11 protein-coding genes, 1 tRNA gene and 1 pseudogene are annotated in these 25,703 nt (G+C 69.9%); 7 read left to right on the top strand and 6 right to left on the bottom strand.

What is annotated here, in order from left to right:
• Nucleotides 1-49: 49 nt before the first annotated feature.
• Both nrtL and AC3IYJ_RS26575 read right to left on the bottom strand, forming a co-directional pair.
• The gene (nrtL, locus tag AC3IYJ_RS26580) at nt 50-1,015 is read right to left on the bottom strand and encodes an ArgS-related anticodon-binding protein NrtL (protein WP_489397249.1); all 966 of its coding nucleotides are present in this window, start codon (nt 1,013-1,015) and stop codon (nt 50-52) included.
• 212 nt (nt 1,016-1,227) lie between these two features.
• Nucleotides 1,228-1,722 carry a response regulator gene (locus AC3IYJ_RS26575; RefSeq protein WP_489397248.1) on the bottom strand — a complete coding sequence of 165 codons (495 nt, stop codon included), beginning with the start codon at nt 1,720-1,722 and terminating at the stop codon, nt 1,228-1,230.
• 83 nt (nt 1,723-1,805) lie between these two features.
• Here AC3IYJ_RS26575 and AC3IYJ_RS26570 point away from each other — a divergent pair.
• A tRNA-Arg gene (locus tag AC3IYJ_RS26570) sits at nt 1,806-1,877 on the top strand.
• Nucleotides 1,878-2,095: 218 nt separating this feature from the next.
• Here the strand turns inward: AC3IYJ_RS26570 and AC3IYJ_RS26565 are convergent.
• A pseudogene (locus AC3IYJ_RS26565) lies at nt 2,096-2,620 on the bottom strand (tyrosine-type recombinase/integrase); the annotation flags it as partial.
• 236 nt (nt 2,621-2,856) lie between these two features.
• Here AC3IYJ_RS26565 and AC3IYJ_RS26560 point away from each other — a divergent pair.
• The 3 genes from AC3IYJ_RS26560 to AC3IYJ_RS26550 all read left to right on the top strand — a co-directional run bounded on the left by AC3IYJ_RS26560 (nt 2,857) and on the right by AC3IYJ_RS26550 (nt 13,094).
• Nucleotides 2,857-4,200 (top strand): serine/threonine-protein kinase, encoded by a 1,344-nt coding sequence (locus AC3IYJ_RS26560; RefSeq protein ID WP_489397247.1) that lies wholly within the window; start codon nt 2,857-2,859, stop codon nt 4,198-4,200.
• Nucleotides 4,201-4,390: 190 nt separating this feature from the next.
• Entirely contained in the window at nt 4,391-7,504 is a 3,114-nt protein-coding gene (locus AC3IYJ_RS26555; RefSeq protein ID WP_489397246.1) for an SNF2-related protein, read from the top strand.
• Between the two features lie 67 nt (nt 7,505-7,571).
• A complete protein-coding gene (locus AC3IYJ_RS26550; protein WP_489397245.1) occupies nt 7,572-13,094 on the top strand; it encodes an Eco57I restriction-modification methylase domain-containing protein in 5,523 nt (1,840 codons plus the stop codon).
• Between the two features lie 69 nt (nt 13,095-13,163).
• Here AC3IYJ_RS26550 and AC3IYJ_RS26545 read toward each other — a convergent pair whose 3' ends face one another.
• Both AC3IYJ_RS26545 and AC3IYJ_RS26540 read right to left on the bottom strand, forming a co-directional pair.
• The gene (locus tag AC3IYJ_RS26545) at nt 13,164-13,376 is read right to left on the bottom strand and encodes a DUF397 domain-containing protein (RefSeq protein WP_489397244.1); all 213 of its coding nucleotides are present in this window, start codon (nt 13,374-13,376) and stop codon (nt 13,164-13,166) included.
• Nucleotides 13,373-14,230 carry a helix-turn-helix domain-containing protein gene (locus AC3IYJ_RS26540; RefSeq protein WP_489397243.1) on the bottom strand — a complete coding sequence of 286 codons (858 nt, stop codon included), beginning with the start codon at nt 14,228-14,230 and terminating at the stop codon, nt 13,373-13,375. Before AC3IYJ_RS26540 ends, AC3IYJ_RS26545 begins: the two co-directional genes overlap by 4 nt.
• A 123-nt stretch (nt 14,231-14,353) precedes the next feature.
• Between AC3IYJ_RS26540 and AC3IYJ_RS26535 the strand changes: the two genes are divergently transcribed.
• From AC3IYJ_RS26535 to AC3IYJ_RS26525, 3 genes are all read left to right on the top strand, one after another.
• Nucleotides 14,354-14,806 (top strand): ATP-binding protein, encoded by a 453-nt coding sequence (locus AC3IYJ_RS26535; RefSeq protein WP_489397242.1) that lies wholly within the window; start codon nt 14,354-14,356, stop codon nt 14,804-14,806.
• Nucleotides 14,807-14,957: 151 nt separating this feature from the next.
• Nucleotides 14,958-22,046 (top strand): DEAD/DEAH box helicase, encoded by a 7,089-nt coding sequence (locus AC3IYJ_RS26530; RefSeq protein ID WP_489397241.1) that lies wholly within the window; start codon nt 14,958-14,960, stop codon nt 22,044-22,046.
• Nucleotides 22,043-24,421 carry a UvrD-helicase domain-containing protein gene (locus AC3IYJ_RS26525; RefSeq protein WP_489397240.1) on the top strand — a complete coding sequence of 793 codons (2,379 nt, stop codon included), beginning with the start codon at nt 22,043-22,045 and terminating at the stop codon, nt 24,419-24,421. The genes AC3IYJ_RS26530 and AC3IYJ_RS26525 overlap by 4 nt, the downstream gene beginning before the upstream one ends.
• 168 nt (nt 24,422-24,589) lie before the next feature.
• On the opposite strand, the gene AC3IYJ_RS26520 is transcribed toward AC3IYJ_RS26525, so the two are convergent.
• Nucleotides 24,590-25,627, bottom strand: coding sequence for a hypothetical protein (locus AC3IYJ_RS26520; protein ID WP_489397239.1), 1,038 nt, complete (start codon nt 25,625-25,627; stop codon nt 24,590-24,592).
• Nucleotides 25,628-25,703 lie beyond the last annotated feature (76 nt).

Here is a 25,703-nt window from a genome sequence, read left to right as displayed (position 1 = left end):
CCGGATGGCAAGCGAATCATCACATCGCATCACGTGCGCATCACGGGCATCACAGGTGGTCGGGTGCGTCGGTACCGAGCAGGGCCAGGCCGCCGGCCAGCACCGTCCCGGCGGCTTCGGCAAGGGCCAGCCGGGCACGGTGGGCGGCCGAGGGTTTCTCGTCCCCCTTGGGCAGGACGTGGTACTGGAAGTCGAGCAGGGCGTCGGCCAGCACGACGAGGTGCCGCACGAGCCGCTCGGGCGCCCGGTGGTGCGCGGCGGCTTCGAGGACGAGGGGATAGTCGACGAGCGCACCGAGCACGGCGTGGGCGCCGCCGACCTCACCGACCTCACCGGGATCGGCGCGGAACCCCAGCTGCTCGGCATTACGGGTCAGCGCGCGCGCCCGCGCGTGGGCGTAGCGCACGCGAAAGAACTCACTGGTCTCGTCCTGCACCAGCAGCCACGCGGGAAACACGGGTGTCTCGTGCGCGGGCACGGAGAGCATCGCCCAGGCGGCGGCGTCCGGGCCGTAGCGGGCGACCACGTCCCCGTCCCGCTTGGCGACGGGCGCGACCTTGGCGGGCCCGCCGTCCGCCGACCCGCCCTGACTGTGCACGATCCGCAGCACGGCATGACGTACGACGCGCTCGCGCAGCTCCCCGTCGGGGGCGAACCCGTACCGCGCGCCCCGGGCACGTACGTCCCGTACGACCTCGTCAACGGCACCGGCACCGGCACCGGCGCCGGAGGCGAGCACGAAGTTCAGGAACCCGGCGCCGGTGATCTCCACGCGCTCGACCCCGGAAAGGGCCGCCAGCCGCGGGGCCAGCACCTCGGCCACTCCACGGGGCGCGACTCCGGCGCCCTTCGCGACCCCGAAGGCGACGGGTGAGGCGTAGTCCCCCACTCCCCCGGGCCGGGTCCGCTCGACGACGACCCGCTCGGGCACGACCGCTCCGGCGGGCAGCTCCCCGTCCTCGACGGCGCAGCGCACGGCGCGCACGACGGAACGGGAGAGGTCAGCGGGGGTCACGTGACCAGCCTAGGGGAGAAGCCCCTGCGTCACGCGAACGGTTTCGCCATGTGAACAGAGGGGACGCGCCCACCGAACAGCGAGGGGTTCGATGACCGGGGTGACCAGAAGGGGACGACACCCACTTGAGAACGCCCGAAGGACGCCGAAGGACGCCGGAGGACGCCGGAAGAATGACCGGAGGACGACTGCAGGAAGACCGGGGGTGCCCCTCAGCCCCTCCCCCGCCCGGCTGGAGCCCCTTTCCGCTCCCTGCGATCGCGCCGCTCGATGAGCCGCCGCACGATGCGCACCAGTTCGGTGGGCTCGAAGGGCTTGGCGAGGAAGGCGTCCACGCCGGCGGCGATCCCCGCCTCGACCTCCTGCTGCGTACAAGCGCTCACGATCGCGACGGGCAGGTGCCGCGTCCGGGGGTCGGCCCGCAACTGCGCGGCCGCCCCGAAGCCGTCCAGGCGAGGCATGACCACGTCAAGGGTGATCACATCGGGCATCACGTGGTGCACGACATCCAGACACTCGGCACCATCGTTCGCGGTCACGACCTCGAAGCCCTCCAGCTCGAGATTGACCCTGATCAGCTGCCGGATGACCTTGTTGTCGTCGACAACAAGCACCCGGCCCGAGGTGCCTGACACAACTCGAGAGTAGGTCGACCCCGGCCCCCGCGTCCGGGTTTTCGCCACTTCCACCCCCTCCGGGCGACCCACACCCTCTCCACCCGCAAACGGGTTCCTGATCACTCACCGGAAGCTGGTAGTGTTCAACCCGTCGCAGCAACACCAGCGACAGCGCCCCCGTAGCTCAGGGGATAGAGCAACGGCCTCCGGAGCCGTGTGCGCAGGTTCGAATCCTGCCGGGGGCACTTCGCAGGAAGTGCCCAAGACCCCGCCATCAGCGGTCACGCTGAGAGTGGGGTCTTCGCGTATGCACAGCCAACTGCGGCCCTGTGCACCCGTATGTCAGACCCTGTGGACTGTTCATGGACAGGATCTTGGTCCATCGCCGCAGGTCAGCAGCAGAAATGCGGAAGGCCCCCGGACAGGTCCAGGGGCCTCGCAGCGTATCGCCAGTCGCTCGCGATCACTCGAACTCGCTGAGCAGATCCTCGATCCTCCGGTTGGCCACCTCCTGCCGACCGTCGAGGCACTTCGCGTACCGACTGAGCAGCACCTCCACGCTGTTGCCCGCCCGCTCGGCAACCTCGGTGGGGTCGACGCCGGCGTTGAGCCACGTGGACAGCGAGCCCGGCTGTACCCGCCCACGTACGAGACGGCGTGCAGGAGCAATCGGGCTTGCTCCGGATTGACCACCACGCGAGGGTCGACCTCGTTCGACACCTTGGGCTTCTGCCAGCGAACCGCTGAGAGCGGGTTCTCCCGGAATTCCCCGAGATCTACGGCGTAGTGCAGGGCGTTGACCAGAGTGCGCCGCTTTCGCCGTACGGTCTCGGCAGCATCCGCACTCCCATCCCCAGTGCAGGATGTTTCCGATCTCCGGGGGAAGCTCCCTGCTGTCGGGACCAGGCAGCACAAAAGCCCAGTTCCGAAGTGCTTTCCGCATCTCGACATCGCGGGGCCGGCCAGGTCGGTCATCCAGCAGGGCCATCTCCAAACCGCCGTGGTCCCGGATGAAGCTCTCAGCAAGTTCCTCGCACACGGGCCTGCCCGTACCTGAGCGAATCTGACCGATCTGGCTGATCTTCCGGACGGCCGCCGTAAACTTGCCGACGAGCTGTGTGCGCTGTCGGCCGGACGCGGCCGTCCGGTACATCCGACCACTCCGGGCCCGTCCGTACCGCCGATGTGATCCCAAGTTCGCCACGGGTGGGGGATGGAAGCACGATGTACAAGCTGAACGACACGGACCCAACCTCTCTGGGCCCGTTCCGGCTGCTCGCCGTGCTCGGACAGGGCGGGATGGGCCGTACATATCTGGGCCGCCGGCTCCCCCTGGACAACCTCGGCCCCGAGCACGAGGCCGGCTACCACCTCACGGGTTCCGAAGTGGACACCGAGCCCGTTCTCGCGGCCGTCAAGGTCATCAGGCCCTCCATGCTGCGGGACAGCACGGAGAACTCCGAGGAGAAGGCCCGGGCCCGCTTCACGCAGGAGATCGAGACGATGCGCACGGTCGTCAGCGCTCGGGTTCCCGCCTTCCTCGGTGCTGACGCCGAAGCCGAACGGCCCTGGCTGGCCATGGACTACGTGCACGGCCCCACCCTCCACAAGTTCGTCCACACCGTCGGGGCCCTCGGTCTCGGCGCTTACGCGGCGCTCGGTCTCGCGCTGGTCGACGCCCTGCGGGCCATCCACGGTGTGAAGCTGCTGCACCGCGACCTCAAGCCGGGCAACATCGCCATGGGGCCGACCGGGCCCGTCGTGCTCGACTTCGGTCTCGCGGTCCTGACCGACCGGGACAGCATCGGAGCCCTCACCAAAACAGGCATCGGCATCGGGACTCCCTCCTACATGTCGCTGGAGCAGGCGACCGACACCAAGCACGTCAAGGAGCCGGCGGACATCTACGCCCTCGGGGCGGTCCTCTTCTTCGCCGCCGCGCAGCGGCCTCCCTACCCGCATGGGCCGGCGGCCGCGGAGCCGAGCTGGGACGGGGTGCCTCCGGCCTGTATGCCCCTGCTGGCCAAGATTCTGGTCCAGCTGCCGAGCGCGCGTCCGTCGCTCGACGCGGTCGAGGAGAGCCTGCTCCAGCTACTCGCGCACAACGGACTGACCCCCGAAGCGGCAGACGGTGAACTCCGCGCCCTGGTCGCGAGTTCGGGCCTGATCCCGGAGCTGCCCGAGGAAGCCGTGGCCGACCATGCCGACCCGCAGGCGCAGAACGCGGCTCAGCAGGCAGTCGACCAACAGGGCGCTCCTGACGAGCACTCGGCCAGCGACGTCCCGGATTTCTACCGGCAGTTCTTCGGCGACGCAGAAGAGCCGGTCGACGTGCCCTCCCCGCCTCCGGCGGTCCCGGTGGAGTACGTGCCTACCGAGCCCGACCCCAAGGCGAGCCCCGCGCCGCCGCCGTTCGTCCCGAACCAGCCGACGGTCACCAGCTACCGGCTCGCTCCCCCACAGCCTCCGGCGGCGCCGAAACCCACACCCGTCCCCGAGGCGCCGCCCGCCGCGCTCAAGGCCGCTGAGCGCCTGCGCAAGGCATACGCCCACAGCGGACGCCTCTGACTGTCGGTGCTTCCGGCAGGCCCGATCGGCAAGATCAGGCCATACGACCCCCGTCCGCAGGATCGACCCGCCCCTAGGGTTGACCGTGGCCACCTCGGGTGTTCAGCCGCGCGTACACCCTTGCCCACAGCACAGAATCACGCTCACGCGAGTACGCCGTGTGTGTCGCACGTCGAAAGGACCGCCCGCCATGCCCGACGCAGCGCCCGACCTCCTTTCGGGTCCGCCCCCGGCGGGGACCGTGATCGAGGTCCGTGACGAGGAGTGGCTGGTCCGCAGCAGCAGCGTGGTCCGCCCCGGCGAGTTCCTGATCGAGGCCACCGGTGCCTCGGATCTCGTCCGCGGACACCAGGCGCGCTTCCTCACCTCGCTCGACGGGATGCCCCGCGTCCTACGGCCCGAAGACACTGCCCTCACACCCGACCTCTCGAAGGGGTACCGGCTCAGCCGCCTCTTCCTGGAGGCCGTGCTGCGCAAGACCCCACTCCCCCAGATCGAGCGCGGTCTCGCCCTGACGGACGGATTCCTGCTGGACCGCATGGACTATCAGTTGCGCCCCGCGGTGAAGGCACTCGCGAATCCGCTGCGCCCCCGGCTGCTGATCGGCGACGTCGTCGGTCTCGGCAAGACGTTGGAGATCGGCATCCTGCTCGGTGAGCTGATCCGGCGGGGCCGCGGCGAGCGGATCCTCGTCGTCACCCCCGCTCCGGTGCTGGAGCAGTTCCAGCACGAGATGTGGACGCGTTTTTCGCTGCCGCTGGTACGGCTCGACAGTGTGGGCATCTCCCGTATCGAGCGCAAGATTCCGGTCGGCCGGAACCCCTTCACGTACTACAAGCGCGTCATCGTATCGATGGACACGCTGAAGAACGCCAAGCGCTACGGGCCGTGGCTGCAGAACATCGAGTGGGACGCCGTCGTCATCGACGAGTCGCACAATCTGATGAGCCGGAGCAGCGACCGCCGGATCCTCGCGGATCTCCTGGCCAAGCAGACGGACGCCCTGATCCTGGCCAGTGCCACACCGCACAACGGTGACATGCGCGCCTTCACCGGACTGGTCCGGCTGCTCGACCCGATGGCGGTCAAGGACCCCGCGCAGCCGAAGGCGGAGGAGCTGCACCACCTCATGCTGCGCCGTACCAAGGTCAGCGAGGAGGTCGCCGAGGCCCTGGAGGGCTCCTGGGCGCCGCGTGGCGAATCGCGCCCCGTCTACTGCGAGGCGGGCGAACTGGAGGAACAGGTCTTCGCCGAGCTGGCCCGCTCCTGGCTGACGAACCCGGATGCCAAGGGCGCCGACCACCTCTTCCCCTACGTGCTGCTCAAGTCCTTCCTGTCCTCGCACCGCGCCCTGTTCGCCACCGCCCGTGAGCGACTCGCCAAGCTGGGCCGAGCCCTGCCCGAGGGCCACAAGAAGGTCACCGATCCGTCGCCCTCCGACGCGCAGGCGTTCTCCCCCGTACCCGAGGTCGCCTCCCTGCTGCGACTGACCGAGCTGGCCCGAGAGATCGAGCGGGCCTCCGCGGACGGGATCGGATCGACGACCAAACTCGCGGGCCTCGTCGACCATCTGCGCAGCATCGGCGTCAAGGCCGGCAGCTCCACCCGGGCGGTGGTCTTCTCCGAGCGCCGCGAGACCCTCGACTGGCTCGGACTCGTGCTGCCCCCACTGCTGGGCTGGCGCGGGGAGGCAGCCGAGTCTGCCGTCAAGGTGATGCACAGCGATGTCTCCGACACCGTGCAGATGGACTACGTCGACGAGTTCGCGCGGGCCGGCGGCGACATCCGGCTGCTGCTGACCGGCGACGGCGCGTCCGAGGGCGTCAACCTGCACCGGCAGTGCCACCACCTCGTCCACTGGGACCTGCCGTGGAGCCTGATCCGCGTCGAGCAGCGCAACGGCCGCATCGACCGGTACGGGCAGACCCGCAGCCCCGAGTTCCGCGCCATGATCCTCAAGAGCGGCACGGAGGGTGCCCTCGACGACCGGACCATCGCGGAGAAGGTCCTCGCCCGTGAGGCGAAGGTCCACCAGGTGCTGGGCGCCGTCGAGGCGGCGACCAAGGAGAACGACTGGGGCAAGGAGGAGCGCCGGGTGATGGAGGCCCTGCTCCGCCAGGCCACCCCGGAAGAAGCCGTACGGGACCTCGTGGCCGTCGCGTTGGAGCCGGAGGAGGACGGAAGCCACGGCGACGTGGACACCGTGCTTCCCATCGAGCGCCAGACGATGAGCGAGTTCGGCACCGGCCCGGACTTCGACGGGCCCACCGACTTCGAGGATTCCGGCTTCGACATCGACCTCGACGCCGATTTCGACGCTGATTTCGACCTCGACCTGGACGACATCGGCCCGGCCGAGCCGAACCCGTCGGCCCCGCACGCGCCCGGCCCCGCACCCGCGGCCGGCCACTCCTCCTCCGACATCCCCACCGTCGACGGACTCCGCCTCTTCGACGCCGAGTCGGCCGAGCGGAACCGTCACGAGTTCGTGCTCACCGGGCTGGACGAGCTCGCCGAGCTGGAGTCCTTCCGCCTGAAGACCGCCAGTTCCGGCACGGACCTCAGTTTCGACACCCCCGAGGACCTCGCCGACCGCCTCGGCGTCCTCCCGCCGGGATATCTGCGGGACCAGAACATCACCCACCGGATGAAGCTGACCTTCAGCCGCGAGGACGCCGCCGACTCCCTCAAGCGCGCCCGCGAGGATTCCGGCTCGTACTCCCTGTGGCCCGACGCGCACTACGTCGGCGAACTGCACCCCGTCATCGAGTGGATCACCGACAAGGTGCTGGTCCAGCTCGGCCGCCAGCAGGCCCGCGTCCTCCAGGTCTCCCCCGCGGCCGCCCCCGTCCCGGTGGTCCTCACCCAGGGCGTGTGGTCCAACGCGGAAGGCCGCCCGACCGTGGTGGCCTGGCTGGCGATCGACCGGCTCGACAGCACCGAGCCCCGGGTACGCGAGCTCACCCCGGCGCTCCTCGCGGACTTCGGCATCGGCCCCGGCATGGCCGACCACTACACGGCCGGGGACCTGGCCCCGCTCCAGCAGCTGGTCCCCCAGGCCGTGTCCGAGACCCGGCGTGAGCTCAAGAAGCTGGCCGCGGTCGCCGACAAGGAAGTGGACGCCCCGCTTCGCGCGTACGAGGAGCGCGTCGGCATCTGGCGGCAGACCTCATTGCCCGGCTTCGAGGGCGGCCGCACCGCCCGCGACGAGGCAGCCGACCGGCTGGCGACGGCCGCAGCCCGGCTGCGGACCTCCGGCGACCCGATGATCCGGGTACTGGCCGTACTGGAGCCCGGCGCATGACCCACCCGGGCCACCCCAACGCGTACATGAACAGCCGCAGCAGGAACAGCGAGCAGGAGCAGCAGGCGTGACGTTCGACTCCCTGATCAACGAGAGCGAGTACTTCCCCTCGTTCTACCTGGACGACATCCTGCCCAAGCAGCTCGCCGGCGGCCCGCTGAAGGAGTGGGCCGCGATGGAGCGCCAGGGGCAGGCCACGCCCCGGCAGAGTCTGCGCGACCTGACACGCCCGTACATGGACGTACGGGCGGCGCTCGGAGCCGACGCGGAGAAGTACAACCCCCTGCCGTACGCGCGCGCCGTCGCCGCCCAGGAGGCGGCCGCGGCCGTACTGAAAGCCCTGGGCCCGGAGGCGGAGGCGCCGGCCTTCCAGCCCTCTCCCGCATCGAGCGAAGCCGACAACACTCCCGAGGGCGAGTGGCGGACGGCCCTGGCCGGCTGGCACACGCGGGTGCTGGAGGCCCTCGGCTTCGTACCCGCGCCCGGTCACTTCACGGTCCGTACCCCGACCGGCCAGGTCGCCGCGCCGGTGGCCCACCACGAGCCGGGCATCGTGGTCCTGACCGGCGGTTTCGCCGAGGACCTGGACGCCACACGGGGTGACGGTCAGGCCAACCGGCTGCCCGCGCCCGTCCGGGTGTCCGCGTCCAAGACGCTGGCCACGGTCCGCGAGCTGGCCTCCTGGCTGCTGAACGGCGAGAACGCTCCGCGCTACGCCCTCCTCCTCTTCGGCGGCATCATCATCCTGGCCGACCGCGAGGCGTTCTCCCGGGGTCGCTACCTCGCCGTGAACCTGGACACGGCCCTGCCCCGCAAGGCCGCCAAGGGCGCGAAGGCGAATGAGATCGACCTGATCGCGGCGATCTTCGCCGCGTCCTCGCTGCGCCCCGGCGACGACGGCTCGGACGACGAGATCGCCAAGCTGGTGGCGGAGTCCCGGGACCACTCGGTAGGGGTGACCGCCGAACTGCGCGTGGGCCTGCAGAAGTCCGTCCAGCTGATCGCGAACGAGGTCCTGGAGCTCGCCCGCACCGAGCACGGCGTCCACCCGGAGGACCTCCCGGAGTGGCTGCCGGAGGTCCTCAAGGAGCCCGGCGACCTGCCGAGGCTCCTCACCGAGGAGTCGCTGCGCTACCTGTACCGGATCCTCTTCCTGCTGTACGCGGAGGCGCGGCCCGAGCTCAGCATCCTGCCGGTGAAGAGCGAGGAGTACGCGACCGGCTACAGCGTGGCCCGGCTGCGGGAGCTCGTCGTCCAGGAGAAGCTGGGCAGCGGCTCCCGGAACGGTCACCACTTCCACGAGTCGCTGGCCCTGCTCTTCGAGAAGGTGTTCACCGGCCACCCCGTGGCGGACACGGTCACCAGCCGGGACGCCGTACGCGAGGAGGCGCCGGCGCTCGCCGAGGACGACGGCTACGAGGGCGTCCGCATCGAGGCCCTGCGCTCCCGGCTCTTCGACCCCGAGTCGATACACCTCGTCGGCAAGAAGATCGCCTACCCGTACGGCGAGCGCCCGGACGGCTCCCCGGCACCCGCCAAGCCGCTGGACCTCCGGCTGCGCAACAAGGTGCTGCACCAAGTCCTGCGCCACCTCACCCTCGTGGAGGGACGCGGCAAGAGCCGCGGTGGCTTCATCAGCTACGCCAACCTCAGCATCAACCACCTGGGCGCGGTGTACGAGGGGCTGATGTCGTACACCGGTTTCATCGCCACGGAGGCCCTGTACGAGGTCGCCAAGGGCGGGAACCCGGAGGGCGGCTCCTGGCTGATCACCGCCAGCCAGGTCCGGTCGAGGCTGTACGCGGACACGGCGGGCGACAGCGTCTTCGTCAAGGACGGCATCGACCCGGAGACGGGTGAGCCGGCTTCGGTTATCCACCCGGTCGGGTCGTACGTCTACCGGCTCGCCGGACGCGACCGGCAGACCAGTGCCTCGTACTACACGCCGGAGTCCCTGACCCAGGCGACGGTCGAGCAGACGCTGCGGTTCCGGCTGGACGACGACGGGGAGATCGACCCGCGCGAGCCGGAGAAGTCACCGAAGCTGGCGGTCACGGCGGCGGAGGTGCTGCGGTGGCGCGTGTGCGAACCGGCCCTGGGGTCGGGGGCGTTCCTCAACGAGGCCGTCAACCAGCTTTCGGAGCTGTACCTGAAGCTGGCGCAGCACGAGCGGGGCGAGCAGATCGACCCGGAGGAGTACCCGCGCGAGCTCCAGAAGGTGAAGGCGTACATCGCCCTGCACAACGCGTACGGGGTCGACCTCAACAAGACGGCGGTGGAGCTGGCGGAGATCTCGCTGTGGCTCAACACCATGTACCCGGGGATGCGGGCGCCTTGGTACGGGCTTCACCTGCACCGGGGCAACTCGCTGATCGGGGCCGCGCGGAAGGTCTACCCCGGGCAGACGCTGAGCAAGGGCGGCTGGCTGAAGCCTTCCGCCCAGGAGGCCCCGAGGGTGGTGCCGCTGACGGAGAAGCTGCCGGGGCGGTCGGTGCACCAGTTCCTGGTGCCGGCGCTGGGGTGGGGGTCGGTCGGCGAGTCGGTGTCGGTGCGCAAGAGCACCGGTCAGAGTGTGGTGGCGGGCGCCGTCGCGGACTGGCTGGAGCCGGAGCTCATCGAGGCGATGAAGAAGTGGCGCTCGGGCATTCGGCGATCGCCGAAGGGCGCGCCGAAGAAGGGCGGGGAGAAGGCGCCGACGACGACGAAGGCGAAGACGATCGCGGCGGAGGAGCGCTCCGGCCAGGGCGCCTTCGACCTGGGCCTCCCGATCTGGGACCAGCCCGGCTTCGACGCGGTCGAGGAGCAGACCCCCGCAAAGGCCTCGAAGCCCGCGAAGGCGGTGGCCGCGACCCCGGACGAGGAAGACGCGGGAACCGGCCGCTACCAGACCAGCCGGCTGCGGGCGCTCGCGGAACGGGTGGAGTACCTGTGGGACCTGGTTCAGCTGCGGCTGAAGCTGTCGGAGCAGGAGATCTCGCGCGGGATCCCGGTGTGGGGTGTCGCGCCGGGTGGCACGGAGCAGTCCGGTCCGGTCATGGACCGGGACGCGGTCCGGCAGGCGCTGCGGGTGGAGGGCAGCCCGTACTGGCGGCTCAAGCAGGTCATGGACGCGTGGTGCGCGCTGTGGTTCTGGCCGCTGGAGGAGGTGTCGCTGCTGGACGGGTCCGCGCCGGATTACTTCCTCGGCGACCGAGACCTCAAGAAGATCAAGAAGGGCGGCAGCCAGGACCGGAAGGTGGCCCTGAGGTCCCTGGATGACTGGATCGAGTTCGCCGAGGCCCTCGTCGGGAGCGTGGATGTCGACTCGGGCGAGGGCGCGAGCACGCTGTTCGTGATCCCCGAGGTCAAGGACCTCAAGGATCTCGACCTCGTGGAGAAGACCCTCGACGAGAAGATGATCGAGCTGTCGGCGTGGGTGGAGTTCTCGAACGTCGGGGACCTCTTCCCCTGGCACGGGACGGCCGTCCGCATCGCGAAGGAGCGCGGCTTCTTCCACTGGGAGCTGGACCTTGCGCACGTGTTCGCGGAGGGCGGCTTCGACCTGATGGTGGGGAACCCGCCGTGGGTCAAGCAGGAGTGGAAGGAAGCTGGAGTCCTGGCGGAGTTCGAGCCGTGGTTCGAGCTTGCGGAGAAGCCGAGCAACGAGGCGTGGGCCGATCTCAAGGCGGCGGTCTTGGAGCAATCGGACGCCCGAACGGCGTTCCTGGGGGAGCTGGCAGACTCGGCGGCGATGTCCGAGTTCCTGTCCTCGGCGGACAACTACCCCGAGCTGGTCGGGACGCAGCCCGACCTGTATCGGGCATTCATGCTGGTGTCCTGGCGCACTACCGGCGACAAGGGGGTCGCCGGATTGATCCACCCCGCAACGCATCTCACTGGAGCAAAGGATAGAAGGCTACGGCGAGCCGCTTACCGGCACCTTCGATTGCATGCAGATTTCGTGAATGCAAAACTCCTATTCGCCCCACCTGTTGGCCACACCACACACTTCAGCATGAACATCTACAGCACACTCCGGGAGATCCATTTCCAACACATCAGCTGGCTCTTCCACCCCCTAATGCTCACCCATTCAGTTCGACACGATGGCTCAGGCCCCACGCCTGGCATCAAGCATCAGGGTACGTGGGACACGCGCCCACACCATGACCGGATCATCACAGTAGACCGTTCTACCCTCACAAAATGGCAAAAGCTGACGGGCGACGAGGTACCATCACCCGCCGACGAGACCAAACTGCTGTTCCCGGTGACCGTTTCCGAAGAATCCGCCATCTCGGCGCTCGCCAAGTGGCCATTCAAGCTTGGCGCACTAGGACCGCGCATTACCCGCGGTTTCGACGAAAAGAACGATCGCGCTTCGGGTTATTTCGAATGGAATTCTGGTCCGGTAGAAACCTGGGATGACGTAATCCTCCAGGGTCCATTCTTTGGAATTGCGACGCCTTTCGCGAAGCAGCCCATCAAGAATGCGCGCACGTCGACAGACCTTGAAGCGTGGAACCATTCAGAGATGCCTCACAACGCTATCCCTCGCACGAGCTACCGTCGCAGGAAATCCATGCCAGAGTTCAAAGCAGCTCAAAGCAAGTGGCTGGACCGCGACGCATTCGATCGCGCAACAGAAGACCCGGTAAAATTGGCGACAGCCGAAAATGCCGTACGTGAACTCAACTCCGAACTCACCGGAGACTCATTCGACACTCAAGTGCAGGCATGGCTTCAAGCGGAATGCGAGGTTCCCTATACTGAATTCTATCGGGTCGCCTGGCGTCAAATGATCCCGCACGACACTGAACGCAGCTTCTTTGCAAGCCTGCTACCACCTGGCCCCAGTCATATTCACGGCATCAGGAGCCTCACCGTAGAGAGCCAAGTCGATACGGCCCTAGTGGCCGGATTCTTTGCCGCGCTGCCTTCCGACTATCTACTTCGCTCCACGAACACGAAGAACCTCGATACATCAGAGGCCAAACGACTTCCGGCGCCTTCGCCCGTACACCCTCTGAGCGCAGATCTCCTCCTCCGGACGCTCCGCCTAAACTGCCAAAGCGATGCGTACGCCGCGCTGTGGAGAGATCTTCACGACAATATGCGGCAGGGCGATTCATGGGCCACGCCCGTCTGGCGCTCCATGCTGCCCCCTCTCGCCGAGGGCGTCACTGCGGCCTGGACTCGCGACACCCCGCTTCGGAGTGAAATCGCACGGCGCGCAGCGCTCGTGGAGATCGACGCACTCGTGGCGGTGTGGCTCGGGATCAGCGCGGATGAGCTCGTTGCCATGTACCGGGCGCGCTTCCCCGTGCTCCAGCAGTACGAGGAGAACATGTGGTTCGACGCGACCGGGCGGCGGATCGCCAAGGCACACCAGCAGCACGGTTACGGCCAGCCCAAGGACGCATGGAAGCAACTCAGCTCGCACGAGAACTTCCCGCTCGAAGCGACCGTGCCCGACGGATATGAAGGGCCGCTCTACCGTGCGGACCGCGTGAAGGAGATGCGGGCCGCGCACGCCGAGTTCACGCGGCGGCTGCGGGCGGCCGGCTGGGAGCCCGGGGACACCGAAGCGCCCGGCTCCGCTGAGCAGTAGAACGGGCTGAGATGCCCGGAGCCCTGCCGCGCTGACACAGGCGGCAGGGCTCCGGACAAAGAGGACCGGTCAGGCCAGGCGGGTGGCGGCGAGGGCTACCAGGCCCGTCCACGCTTCTGGCGACACCGTGACGATCGGGCCCGCGAGGTCCTTCGAGTCCCGGACGTGCACGGAGCCGCCAGCGGTCGCGACCTCCACGCACTCGCCGCCATTGCCCGTGCTGTAGCTGCTCGTGAACCACGCCGCCCCCGGGACAGCTGGTTCAGTGCGCTGAATGGTCATCTCTCTCCCAGCAGTTTCTCGATGAACGCCGACGACTCACGCGGGGTGAGTGCCTGGGATCGGATGATGCCATAGCGGGACTCGATCACCCGGACCGTCGCTTGGCTCGTGTACAGGCGGCTCTCGTCCTGGACTTCGGCATAGGCAATGCGCTGACCCTGCGCGGTGTCGATCAGGCTGAACGGCCCGCCGAGTGCGCCATGATCCTCCCGATCCGTGGGCATCACCTGGATTTCTACGTTTCGCTTCTGACTGATGAGCAAGATCTGCTCCAGTTGCCCTAACAACGTCGACCACCCGCCCATTGGCCTCCTGAGAGCGGACTCCTCGATGACGAAGCTCAGAAGGGGCGCAGGCCGTCGGTCATAGATGACCTGCCTCCCCAAACGGGCCGCCAAGCGTTGTTCGATGACGTCGTCGTCCAGCAGCGGTCGCTGCATGCGGAACACCGCCCGCGCGTACTCCTCCGTCTGCAACAAGCCCGGCACCGCGTACACGGCGTAAACAGAGAGGGCGATCGCCCGAGCCTCCAGCCGCGCCGCGTCACGGAAGAACGCCGGATACTGCGCCCGGGCCATCTCCTCCTTCAGGGTTTTCAACACACCCCCGGCGCCCAGCACCTCATCCGCCCGGTCGATGAAGTCCGGCTGCGGAATGCGCCGCCCCTGCTCGTACGAGGCGATGGTCGAAGCCGAGTAGCCGAGACGCGCCCCGAGTTCGGCCCGCTCCATCCCCGCCGCCACCCGCACCAGCTTCAACAACTGCCCGAACGCCGTGACGATCCCCGACCCGGGATCGTCGTCCTCCGGGCGCTGGTCCTCCGACCCGCCCTCCGGACCAACATCCTGCTCCACCGGCCCCACCGCCCGTCCGACACGCACTGGCCCACGTACAGGTCACGCATCACCGCGTACAAGCAGCCCGCGTCAGTGCGTCACGACTGGTCACGCTACGCCACCGCCGGAAGGGTTGTCCGCATGATGGAACAACCCGCCGCCCCGGCCACCCCCACCCAACTCGGCAACCCCACCCACCACTTCAGCATGCGTTTCAGCTCCACCCCACGCGGCGCCCGCCTCGCCCGGCGTCTCGCTGCCGTCCGCTTGGACGCATGGGGGCACCCGTACGACTCGATCGCCCACGACGACGTCACGCTGATCGTGGCCGAGCTGTGCGCCAACGCCGTCCGCCACGGCCACGTACCCGGCCGGGACTTCCGCCTCGCGCTGGCCGGCACCATCACCACTCTCCGTATCGAGGTCACCGACACCCGGGCAGAACGCATCCCCACGGCGCGAGCAACCGCCCCGCTCCCCGAGTCCGGCCACGGCCTCCCCATCGTCGCCGCCCTGTCCACCCGCTGGGCCTGGAGCCCTCGCGCAGACGGTGGGCCGGGGAAGACCGTCTGGGCGGAGTACGAGCTGCCGTAACCCCTCCCATCAGCCGGTTCCGGCTGAAACCGGCTGCGGTGTCAGACCTCGCGCGTAAGGTGGACGACATCATCGACGTGATCACTTACACGAGTCCGAAGCCGTCGGGGTCGGTGTCGCAGTCGTACCGAACGGGAGGGCCTGCGAGGCCATGCGACCCACACTCGCCGCGCAGGCACTGCGCGATACGACGGTCGAGTACCTGACGACGACCTTCGCCCTCGCCGAGCCCGAGACCCAGCGTGCGCTCACCGACTTCCTGACCGATCCCGCCGACGGCCTCTTCCGCGGGCCCTACCTCAGGATCCGTCGGCCCTTCCGGACCGCCGAGGGCGACTGGCAGCAGCACCTCGACTGGTGGCAGGGCGGCGATTTCCGGCCGTACGCGCATCAGGCCGAGGCCTTCGCCAGGCTCACGACCAAGGGTGGGCACGTTCCGCAGCCGACCTTGATCACCACGGGTACCGGTTCCGGCAAGACCGAGTCCTTCCTCCTTCCCGTGATCGACCACTGCCGGCGGGCGAAGGCGGCCGGGAAGCCGGGGGTCAAGGCCGTCCTGCTGTATCCGATGAACGCCCTGGCGGGCGACCAGGCCGGCCGACTCGGTGATCTCCTGGACAAGGACGAGCGGCTCGCCGACGTCACCGCCGGGCTCTACATCGGTGAGGCCAGTTCGACGAAGAACGGCTCCCCCTACGGCCGGGTCATGGTCGAGCGGGCCGAGATCCGGCGCAATCCGCCGGACATCCTGATCACCAACTACAAGATGCTCGACCTCCTCCTCCAGCGCCAGCAGGACGCCCCGCTGTGGGCGGACGCCGACGTGGCGTACATCGTGATCGACGAGTTCCACACCTACGACGGCGCCCAGGGCACCGACGTGGCCATGTTGCTGCGCCGGCTCGGGGCGGTCCTCGGGGCGGCCGAGGAGGGACGGCCGCTCGGATCGATCTGCCCGGTGGCGACCTCGGCGACCCTCGGCGAGGCGGCGGTCAAGGACAACCAGGTGGCGGGCGGGGCCGGGCCACGGGCGATGCTCGACGTGGCCTCGCAGGTGTTCGGCGTGCGGTTCCCCGATGATGCGGTCATCGGTGAGGAGCGGCGGGATCTGAACGCCTTCCTCCGTCCTGCGGACCTGACCCTGCCGCTGCCCTCCCCCGCAGAGCTGGCGGCCCTGCCCGATCCCGCCCCGGGCCCGGACGGTCTGGACGCGATCGCCAAGGCAGTCCTCGGCTGCGATGCCTCGGACCCCCGCGAGCTCGGGCGCCGGCTGCTCGCCCATCCGCTGACGCACGAGTTGCTCGCGCGGGACCTGGACCAGCCGCTGACCGCCGTGGAAATACTCGGCGCCTTCCCCGCGAGCTCCGCGTGGCGCGTGGCCGCGACCCAGGATCCCGAGACCGCCGCCGAGGCGCTGGCCCGGTTCGTCGCCCTGATCTCGGTGGCCCGTGATCCGGATGCCCCCGCGGACCGGGAGCGGCCGCTGCTGCTCGTCGAGACGCACCTGTGGGTCCGGTCCCTGTCCCGGGTGCTGCGGTTCGTCGCGCCCCGGCCGGTCTTCTCCTGGTCGGACACCGATCAGGCCGCCGCCGCTGCCGTCGCGTCCGCCGCGCAAGAGGAACGACGCCGCTCGGTGGCACGCTCCGGGCGGCTGCCGTCCGCGTACTGCCGGCACTGCGGACGCTCCGGCTGGAGCGCCGTCTGCCCCGAGCGCAACCCCATGTCCCTGGAGAGCGCGCCGGACCAGATCTACCGGCAGAGCGTGGGCAGCGGAAAGGCCCGGGTCCGGGCCCTCATCGCGGCCACCCCCGCCGAGGCGGCCGAGCAGGCGCGCCAGGCACTGGCTCGCAGCACCCGGCGCGGACGCCGGTCCGCGACCCGCGAGGCCAGCGTGCTCGTGCTGGAGGACAGCGGCGAGGCACTGCGGCGCATCGACCCCGACGAGGTGCTCCGCGCCGACGGCTCGATCGCCGAGGCACCGGAGAACGGTGTCTTCGTCAAGGTCTGGTACGACACCCCCGACCAGGACGAGTACGCGCGGCAGGACCGCTGTCCCGCCTGCGGGCAGGCGCAAGGCATCCGCTTCCTGGGTGCCGGTGTGGCCCCGCTCGCCTCGGTCGCGGTCACCCAGCTGTTCACCGGCGGGGAGCTGCCCAAGAGGGACGAGGAGGGCAGGGACCGGCGCCGGACGCTGATCTTCAACGACTCGGTGCAGGACGCCGCCCACCGGGCCGGCTTCGTGTCGAGCCGTGCCTGGAAGTTCTCGCTGCGCTCGCTCGTGCACGAGCAGCTGGAGGAGCGGACGGCCCAGGTGCCCGAGTTCGCCGCGGACGGGGTTCCGCTCAACGAGCTGATCGCGGCGCTGGTGCGGCGCGCCTCAGTGGACCAGGAGAAGCTCCTCTCCTCCGTGGTACCGCCCGACCTGCACGACGTGGACCGGGTGAAGCGGCTGCTGGCCGGGAAGAAGCGGCTGCCCGCCGGGACTTGGGACCTGGTCGGGGAGCGGCTCGCCTTCAACACGCTCCTGGAGTTCGGGCTGAATTCCAGGATGGGCCGGACCCTGGAGCTCACGCGTACGGTGGCCGCCGAGGTGCGGCTCGCGGACCCCGACCTCGCGGCGAAGACCGCGGAGGGTCTGTACGAGGTGCACCTGAGCCGGCAGCTGCCGGTGGATGCCGAGGCCGAGCCGTCGGCCGAGGCGGACGAAGGGGTGGCCCCGGCGCCGAAGCCCACGCTGCCGCCCACCGGGCCCGAACGGCGGCGGCGCTTCGAAGGGTTCGTCCGCGGGCTGCTGGAGCACGTGCGCGTCAGCGGTGGTGTCCAGCACCATTGGTTGGACGCCTTCATAGAGAACGAGGGCCGCAGCCGCTACTCGATCTGGACCGGACGCCCGGAGGGCATGCAGGCCTTCGGGCGGAATTCGGACGCGCCCGCGTTCGTGCTCGTCGGGGCGCGCAGCGGTCGCAGCGACTTCGACCGGGTCGACACCAAGGAGAGCTGGTACACCGACTTCGCCGAGCGCTGCCTGGGCATGGACCGCGACCTGGCCGCCGGGTACCTGGCCGAGCTGCTGCCGCTGCTGGCAGGCAAGGAGATCGGTGCGCTCGCGTACCGGCGTACCGGCGAGAACAAGGCAGGGGCGAACAACCGGGGCCACGGCGTGTACGGGCTCACCCCCGGGCACATCCGGGTGCGGCCGCTCAGCGACGAGCAGACCGCGCACGCCGCGCTGGCGTGCCCGGAGTGCGGCTGGACCCAGACCGTCCCGCCCGAACGGGTGCCGGTCTGGCAGGGGCTGCCGTGTCCGCTCAAGGGCTGCGCCGGCGAGCTCGCCGTTCCGTCCGAGCACGCGGGCGGGCGGGCCGTTCGTGACTTCCGCCTGGACTACTACCGCCGCCTTTACCGGGAAGCGGGCCCGTACAGCGTGGTCTCGGCCGAACACACCGGTGTCCTCAGCCGCAAGGAGCGCGAGGAGGTCGAGAAGGGTTTCCGCCAGGGGCTCGGGCACACCGACCCCAACGTGCTGTCCTGCACGCCCACACTGGAACTGGGCATCGACATCGGCCAGTTGGAGGCGGTCATCCTTGCCTCGCTGCCGCCGAGCACTGCCGGATACGTCCAGCGGGTCGGCCGCGCCGGGCGTTCGACGGGCAACGCCCTCATGGTGTCCCTCGCCGATACCAGCCCGCGCGCCCTCTACCACCTGGCCGAGCCGCGGCAGTTGATCGCGGGGCGGATCCTGCCGCCCGGCTGCTTCCTGTCGGCAGGCGAGCTGCTGCGCCGCCAGTACACCGCGCACCTGATCGACCTGGCCGCCCGCGGCCGGCTGGAGGGTGTGCTGCCGTTGCCGGACAGGGTGACGGCGCTGTTCGGCCGGGTGGGCTGGCTTCGACTGTTCGGGCAGGCCGTGACCGGCCGGATGGACCTGGTCGATGAGTTCCTGAAGCTGTTCCCCGAGATCGAGGGGGTTGCCGACTCGGGCGTCACCCGCGACACCCGGAAGGCGCTTCGCCGGTACGCCGCCGGTGGCCTGGCCGAGGAGCTGACGAAGGCCGAGACCGCCTGGGAGGCCGAGCGGGCCGAGCTCGTGGACCGGCGGGCCATGATCAACGAGGCGGTCGACGCCCTGCACGAGAACGTGGAGGACGAGGCGCGGGAGAGGCGGAACCTCGCGCGCGACGCGGCCGCCGTCGCCAAGCGGTTGCAGGAGTTCGCCCAGGCCGGCGCCCAGGGGTTTCTGGTCGAGTGGGGTCTGCTGCCGAACTACAGCCTGGTGGAGGACGGAGTGCGGCTGGAAGCCGCGCTGACCCGCAAGGAACCCGCCCGGCGCACCCGTACGGCGGCGGGTGCCGCCGACGGCTCCGGTGACGCGCCGAAGTCACAGTGGCGTACCGAGACCCGGCTGTACCAACGCCCTTCGGAATCGGCGCTCACCGAGCTGGCCCCCGGCAACTCGTACTACGTGCGCGGCTACCGCCACGAGATCGACGGCTTCGACCTGGGGCCGAGGCCCAAGGAGGGCGAGACGGGCAGCGAGGAGGACTCTCGCTCGGCGCTGCTCACCTGGCGGGTCTGCCAGGAATGCGGGTACGTCCGCACGCGCGGCGCCGAGACCGACACCTCACCCTGCCCCCGCTGTGCCGGCCCGGGTATCGGCGGGCGGTCCGCGCTCCACACGGTGATCGTCCCCCACAAGGTCACTTCCCGGGACAAGCGGGACGACTCGCGGATCATCGACGACCACGACTCCCGCACCCAGCGGCACTACACGACGACCACTGCCGTCGACATCGCACCGTCAGCGATCAAGGACAGCTGGCGGCACACCGGGACGACTTTCGGTGTCGACCACGTGCGCGAAGCGGTCATCCGCCGGTTCAACCTCGGCCCGGCCAAGCACAACCGCCGGCCCGACACGTTCTTCGCCGGTGAGCAGGTCGCCCTCACTCCCTTCGTCGTCTGCCCCCTGTGCGGTGGGGCCACCGACCGCGAGCCCGGACACGGCCCCGTCCAGGAGGAGCTGACGGAGTCGCTGGCCAACAGGCCCGAGCTGGCGCACCACCGGCCGTGGTGCACCACCCGCCGCCGGGACCGGCCGGTGCAGTCCGAGGACCGTCGGGTCATCACCGCCACCGAGCACAAGACGGAGGCACTGCGCATCCTGCTGCAGGCCGCGACGCTCCACGTCCCCGAACGGCTCGCGTCGTTCTCCGCGGCCCTGCACCTGGGCCTCGCCCTGCGGTACGGCGGCGATCCCGCCCACATCCGCTCCACCCCGAGCAGCGAGCCGGACCGGGAGACCGGGCTGACCCGGCACTACCTGGTGCTGTACGACGCCCTGCCCGGCGGAACCGGATACTTGCAGCGGCTCGTCGAGGGCGAGGACGGCGAGGAGTTCAGGGCCGTACTGGCGGCTGCCCAGGCTTATCTGCGCGACTGCCCCTGCAAGGAGGGCCGGCGTCGCGCCTGCCACTTGTGCCTGCTGGGCTACGCCCCGGAGCGCGAGTACCCGCTGCTCGACCGGCAAGAAGCCCTCTGGATGCTCGACGACACCCTCGGCGAGGACGGGTCCAGCCGGTGGGCGGTCAAGGAAGTACGCAAGGACGAGGAGCGGCGGGCCGAAACGGACCGGGAACGCTTCGCGGCTCAGGCCCAGAGCGATCTGGAGCGGCGCTTCATCGAGTGCTTCGACCGCTGGCTCGCCCTCCCCGCCAACCAGGCCGACGTCGTGCACGAGGAGACGCCGACGGGACGCCAGGGCAAGCAGTTCAGCCTGCGCCGGCGCGACGGCTCCCCGATCAGGTGGGAGTCGGTCGCGCAGAAGCCCTTGCACGAGCACGGCACCGTGCCCGATCTGCTGCTGAGGCCCGTCGCGGGCGAAACGACGAGTGACGGAGCGCCTCCGCTGTCCGTCGCGATCTACCTCGACGGCTATCGCTGGCATGCCTCGGCCGCCACGAACCGGATCGCAGGGGACGCGGCCAAGCGGGCCCGGCTGCGCGCCGACGGAACCCTCGTCTGGCAGATCACCTGGGACGACGTCATGGCCTGGGAGCAGGAGCTGAGGGCCTCCGACGCGCGGGGCGCGGCGGAGGCTGACGAGGCGGCGAAGGCACTCGCGCCCGCCCTGGCCGGCCCCTCGGCACAGACGGCCTGGCCGCCGTACGTGGTGGACGGGGACAAGAGCCCCGGCGGCGCGGCTCGGATCACCTGGAAGGGGAAGGGGCAGGACCCGGCGGAGATCGACCGGATGTTCGCGGGCGCCATCCCATCGCTTCTCGGCTTCCTGGCCGATCCGGCGCTCGGCCGCTGGCAGGCGCTGGCCCAGCAGTGTGTGGGCGGGTTGCTGAAGCTCGTGCGCAATGAGGACACCGCCAAGGCAGACCCCTCTGCGGCCGTGTCCTGGATCGAGGCCGCCCTGCGGGGCGAGGAGCCGCCCTCGGTGAGCGGCGCGGGCCTGCACCTCTTCAGGGTGAGCGATGCCTCCGGGCTTCCGCTGGTCCTCGTCGTGGACATCACTGGCAAGGGCCAGCGGTGGAGTGCCCTGACAGTTCTAGACGACCGGCCCGAGGCCGTCCAAGGGGACGGGCCCGCGCACCGGAGGCGGTGGAAGGCCTGGCTGTGCTGGGGGAACGTCCTCCAGTTCCTCGACCCGACGGGCATCGGCTGCGCCGACGGCCTCCAGTTGGCCCGGAGCGGACTGGACGCCTTCGACGCGGGGCTGCTCGCCGCCACGGCCATCCGGGCCGGCGGTCTGCTGCCTGCGCTGCGCGAAGACCTGCCCGGTACCGGCTTCCTGGCCTCCGTGCCGCCGAAGGACCAGGTACGGGAGCAAGCCGAGGCCGCCCCCGGGCACCTCGCCTCTCCGGCCGCCGGTTCCGGGGAGTCCCGGACTGCCGTCGAGCAGGCTGCGTGGAAGCTCGTGTTCGAAGAACTGTCCTACGCGGGTGATCCGGCGATCATCGTGCTGGCCGAGGGGCTTGCGGCGCACGGAGACATCGTGCCCGCCACGGCGGGCTGGGACGTCATGGGCATCCCCCGCCCGCTCGAACTCGCCTGGCCCGACCACAAGGTCGCCGTCGTCCTGGCCGAGGACGCGGCGGACAGCGGCTACATGTCCCAATGCCTGGAGGCGGGTTGGCACGTCCGCGCCCCTGACGGCTGGGATGAGGAAGAGCTCGTGGCACTGCTGCGCGAGAGGCAGCGGTCCGCGGCGGGAGAGGGAGGGGACCGGGGATGACCAGTGCCGTAAGGACGCGCGTCGCTGTCGCACCGCAGGCCAACGAGGACATCCGACGCCTCGATTCGGGGACCAAGGACGCGGTCGGCGAGTTCGTCCGCCGGCTGCGCGCCGACCGGTCCAACCGCGCCCTGCGGCTCACGCCTCTGCGCGCCGCCGGTGACAACGGCAGACTGTTCCTCGCCGCGCTCGACAGCAACAGGATGGGGTTGCTGCTGGAGACCGAGGAGAACCGCTTCAGTCTGCTGGCCGTCCGGGTCGGTCCCTCGGCCAGGGAAGAGCTCGCCCGGCTGACTGTCGAGATCAACTCCGTCTCAGGTGGCGTGGAACTCGTCGACCAGAGCGAGGTCAGCGCGAATGTCGTGGCCCTGCCCGTACGGGAGAGCGAGGCATCGGCCCCGCAGGAGAAGGAGCTGGCCGAATCCGCCGGACCCCTCCCCGTACTTGCCCATGAAAATCCCCCGCGTTCTCTCCCCGTCCCCCTCTTCGCCCGTTACGAGGACGAGGAACTGATCGGGCTCGGGGTGATCGCTTCCCTGCTGCCCGCCCTGCGCCGGATCACGGACACCCGGCAGCTGAACGCACTACTCGGTCACAATCTGCCGGGGCTCACCCGGGACGTCCTGCTGGCCCTTCATGACGGGAGGGAGCCGCACGAAGTCCGCCGGTTCATCACGAGCCAGTGGCAGGCCGACGAGGTGGTCGATCCCCATGACTGGGCCTCTGCGGCCCGTCGGCCCGTTTCCCAGGCCAGCACCGAGGACGCCGCCGTACTCGATGCGCTCGGCGACAGCTTCGACGCCTGGCGGTTGTTCCTCCACCCCGAGCAGCAGCGCCTGGCCACCACCACCTTCAAAGGCTCGGCAAAGGTCACCGGCGGTCCGGGCACGGGCAAGACAGTCGTGGCCCTGCACCGGGTTCGCCACCTCGTGGCGCAGCTGCCGCCGGGGCATACCCGTCCCGTGCTGCTGACGACGTACAACACGAACCTCGCCGCCGACCTCAAGGAGCGGCTGCACCGGCTCGGCGGCGACGAGCTGGTCCGCCGGGTGGACGTCAAGTCCGTGGACCAACTGGCCCGGGAAGTGGTCCAGGAGCACCCACATGCGGTGCTCGGGACGCCTGTCGAGGACGAGGAGGCCATGAACCTCTGGCACACCATCTGTGCGGAGGTGGGGGTGTTCGACTACGACGCGGAGTTCCTCGACTCTGAGTTCAAGCACGTCATCCTGGCGCAGGGGCTCGGCAACTTGGACATGTACGTGCGGGCCGAGCGCAAGGGCCGGGGTATCCTCCAGCGCCCTGCGCGCCGCCAGGTGTGGTCCCTGGTCGAGGCATATCGCGCGAGCCTGTCCCGGCATCCCCGGAAGACGACGTACGCGCTGATCGCGGACGAGGCCGCCAGGATCGAGGCCCACCGGATGGCCAGGGCCGCCGAGCAGGCACGCTACAAGGCGGAACACGGCGGACTCGATCTGATCCACCGTGAGGCGGGCAGCGGCATGTGGCTGAGGCCCCGCTACCAGCACGTCGTCATCGACGAGGCGCAGGACCTGTCCGCCTCCCACTGGCGGATGCTCCGCGCGATGGTCGCGCCCGGGCCGGACGACATCTTCCTCGTGGGGGACGCACACCAGCGCATCTACTCCCACCAGGTGGTGCTCGGCAGGCTCGGCATCAGCACACCGGGCCGTGCCTCGCGCCGCCTGACGCTCAACTACCGCACCACGCGGGAGATCCTGGGCAGCGCACACGGCCTGGTCCACGGCGATGCCTTCGACGACCTGGACGACGGGGCGGACAGTCTCGACGGCTACCGGTCCGTACTGACCGGATTGGCACCCCAGTACTGGCGGGCACCCGACTGGCAGACGGAGATGCGCGCCGTCGCCGCCTTGATCAAGGAGCGCCACGACCGGTACGGCACGCCGTACGCGGCGATGGCCGTGAGCGTGCCGGACAAAGCATCGGTGACCCAGCTCGCTTACACCCTGGCGTGCGAGCCGTTCCTCATCCCCGCCGCCGAGATCGGCAAGGACGGCCCCCGGGACACCGATACGGTCCGCATCGGCACGATGCACCGTTTCAAGGGGCTCGAATTCCAGCGGGTCTTCCTCGCGGGCGTCAGCGAGGGCCAAGTACCGCACCAGCGGATCGAGGCGTACCGGATGGCCAGTCCCGACCGCTACCGCCAGGAACAGCAGAGGGCGCGCTCCCTGCTCTTCGTCGCGGCCACCCGGGCCCGGGACGAACTCGTCGTCACCTGGAACGGCAAGGCCAGCCGATTCCTGCCCGAACGTGCTGATCAGGACGCCGGGAACGCCGTTGAACTCCTGTCCGGCGACGGTCCACCGTCCGGTTCGGCAGCCGCGTGAGATCCGGACCTCCGGGGTTATCGCCGGACACTCCAGCCCGCCGATCGCGGCTCACGTGCCCGGACGACACCCCGTGACGTCCGGAACGGCAACGGTTCCGACCACAAAGCCGGTGTGGGGCTGATTGTCAGTCGCCTTCGCTACGGTTGCGCCGTTCATCGCGACGGCTCAGGCCGCTTCGGCCCGCCAAGCGGCCGCCGCGGCGGCCGTGCCACCCTCGCCCTCCCAGCCGGACGGCAGCGGCGCGGTGGCGGTGAACGGCTCCGGTTCCAGGCGGGGGCTGGGCGCCGCGCCCTCATCGCGGAGCGCACGGGCGACCTCGTACGGGAGTTCCACCAGGTCGGGACCGGAGGGGATCAGCAGTCCGCGCACGGCCAGCCAGTCGGTGCCCTCGTCGCCGCTGCCGCCCTCCCGGAAGACGTACTTGGCGTCGGCGCCCGCGTACTGCGACCCGTACCGGCCGGCGAAGCAGTGGGTCCGCAGCAGCGGCGGGCCGGGTACCAGGCGGTCCAGCAGCTCCAGCGCCCGGACCGGGGCGTCCGCCACCAGTGCCCGCACCCGGGCGGGATCGGCGAGCAGCGCGGTGATCAGCTCCTGGGCCTGGTCGCGGGTACGGGCCGCCCCCTCGCCGAAGAGGTTCGCGGCGATCCGCTTGACCTCGGGGGCGTTGTAGGCGGTGGTCAGCAGCCGGTCGGCCGTGCGCCCGTAACCGTCGAACCCGGCGGCGCGGACGTGCAGCAGTGGGGGGGGGAGCGCCAGTCGGCCCTTGGGCGCGGGGAGCAACAGCGCGCGCTCCCTCAGTCGGGTGAGTGCGTGTTCCGCCCGCTGCCGCTTCTCCCCCGGCTCGAACCAGGACAGTACGTCCCGCTCAGGCACCAATCGGTCCGCGGGTTCCACCGGGGGAACGGGCTTCCGCTGTTGCCAGGGATATCGGGGCCCATCCTCGGCCTCGTCACCGGCTGCGGGGCCGTGCCGCTCCAGAGCAAGGGCGGCGATGGAAGCGAGCAATTCCAGTTCTCCGGCGGTGCCCGCCATCAGGCCCTGGCCCACCGACTCGTCGGTGAGCAAGTGTTCGGCGAGCTCGCGGAGGGTGGTGATCCGTCGGTACCCGGAGGCGAGCGGCAGATCCCGCTCTTCCAGCAACGCGGTCAGCCGCTGAGGATCCAGGGTTCCCAGCCATTTCACAAGGGCGGTACGCGCATTCACCCGGCCAGGCCAGCGCCGTCCGATCACCCCGCGGGGGTGAACCTGCCACGCCTCTCGGACCGCCGTTCCCGGTCGG

It is taken from the genome of Streptomyces sp. GL_140 (assembly GCF_057834465.1).
Note: the sequence above shows the minus strand (reverse complement) of the source record. Positions and strands in the feature narration are given on the sequence as shown.

Coding starts and splice junctions, on each gene's coding strand:
- AC3IYJ_RS26560 (WP_489397247.1), top strand. CDS start 2,857: ATGTACAAGCTGAACGACACGGACCCAACCTCTCTGGGCCCGTTCCGG.
- AC3IYJ_RS26555 (WP_489397246.1), top strand. CDS start 4,391: ATGCCCGACGCAGCGCCCGACCTCCTTTCGGGTCCGCCCCCGGCGGGG.
- AC3IYJ_RS26545 (WP_489397244.1), bottom strand. CDS start 13,376: ATGACCATTCAGCGCACTGAACCAGCTGTCCCGGGGGCGGCGTGGTTC.
- AC3IYJ_RS26535 (WP_489397242.1), top strand. CDS start 14,354: ATGATGGAACAACCCGCCGCCCCGGCCACCCCCACCCAACTCGGCAAC.
- AC3IYJ_RS26530 (WP_489397241.1), top strand. CDS start 14,958: ATGCGACCCACACTCGCCGCGCAGGCACTGCGCGATACGACGGTCGAG.
- AC3IYJ_RS26525 (WP_489397240.1), top strand. CDS start 22,043: ATGACCAGTGCCGTAAGGACGCGCGTCGCTGTCGCACCGCAGGCCAAC.